The sequence below is a fragment of the Elusimicrobiota bacterium genome (genome assembly GCA_040757695.1).
GTDB lineage: Bacteria > Elusimicrobiota > UBA8919 > UBA8919 > UBA8919 > JBFLWK01.
In genome coordinates this window covers 1-1571 of sequence record JBFLWK010000217.1, presented here as the reverse complement: position 1 = coordinate 1571, position 1571 = coordinate 1, and the positions used below count along the sequence as shown (strand labels likewise).

2 protein-coding genes are annotated in these 1571 nt (G+C 32.5%); both read right to left on the bottom strand.

Annotated features, from left to right (window positions below):
* Window positions 1-114: 114 nt before the first annotated feature.
* Entirely contained in the window at window positions 115-354 is a 240-nt protein-coding gene (locus tag AB1349_14270) for a hypothetical protein (protein MEW6558491.1), read from the bottom strand.
* 68 nt (window positions 355-422) lie between these two features.
* The coding region (locus AB1349_14265) for an O-antigen ligase family protein (GenBank protein ID MEW6558490.1) at window positions 423-1571 on the bottom strand (1149 nt) is incomplete at its 5' end.

Below are 1571 nucleotides of genomic sequence, written 5' to 3'. Positions count from 1 at the left end.
TAAAAGTGCAAGGTTTTTTGAGAGTTTCGTCGTTTTTCCTTGCACTTTTCGCCTGATTTCAGTGATTATATTTTACCATTTTTCCGTCAATATTTCAAATCAGTTTTCCGTTTTTCAGTAGACCCTATTTATGTCCAATCCGTTAAGTGAATCAACATAATAGTCAATTCCGTAAGACAAATCCCTCAAACCTAAAACTAAACCTGTCAGTAAAAATACTTTAATCATCCTGTTCATTTTTTTACACCCCCACCATTTTTTCATCTCAGATAATTTATCAGAGAATCTAACTTTACTATGTATTATTATATTAAAATTTGGCATTAAATACAACTTAACCTTTTGTCCTGACATTTTTCACCAAAATAAAATAATAATGCTTAACAACTGCCAATCTTTCAATTTCTTATTTTCCAAAAGAGTTATTTCGTTACCCCCTGTGACATCTGTATTTTTCTTGCAACCATTATAATGCCTGTCAGCAGCCAGAAGGGTTCCATAATTCTAATAATAATGAAAGTATTTACGGTTAAACTATGACAAAAAATTGCCACAAATGCAATTAAAAATCCTAATGAAATACTGTATTCAAATTCATTCCTGCCTGTAATGTAAAGCTTTTTTGTTTCTTTCCAGATAACAATTAACATCCAAAAAAAAGCCACCAGCCCCAACACACCCGTCTCCCCAATTACAAGCGGAATTTGTCCTTCAACAGGCAATCTTGAAACCCCCTTGCCTAAAAGAGGATGTTTAGGTAAAAATTCTTCAAAAATTCTATTCCAGAAATTTACTCTCGCAGCAGCTGATTCTTCCAATCTTAGGTTAAACTTCCCGACATAAGTAGTAACTTGAAAATTACCTTCCACAGTGTACTTCATTCGTTTAAATAATATATCTCTATAAGATGGAAACAAAGCATTTAAGAATAATAATCCTCCAATAATAGAAAATAAAAATGTTACTTTCCTTTTTTTCGCCAAAATTAAGAAAGTAATTACTAACCCAGCGAAGCCGAAATATGATGCCCTTGATTGTGTCTGAATTAGAGGTGGTAAAATAAGAAAAAATAAACTTGTGAAAAAAAGCAAAAGTTTTTTTTGTTTTTCATAAGCCAGCATTCCAAGTGTTAATCCTAAAACTAATAAAAAATATCCTCCAAGTGTAGCGGTTTCAGTTACACCTCTTTCAATATCAAAAGGAGCGTAGGGTCTTACCCCCTGACCTATCAAATAATACGAATAAAGCACTACAATACAGGCAGTTGTAAAGAAAATAATCAACATTGTTTTTAATTGCGATTCTGATTCCACAACATTAACCACCAGAAAAAATAACAGCAGGTATTCAATATATTTCATCACATAGAAAAAAGTAATTCTCGGGTCTATATCCCCGCGAATAATGCCAAGTGCCGAAGAGATAATACATATAACTGTATAAAAGAGCATTGGTCTGTTAAGTGGTGTATTAACAAAAAGCTGAACTTCTTTATGAACTGCATTGCGTACAAGCCACATCAAAAACACTGCAATAATAAGGATATCATCTATTCTTACAATAACAGCACG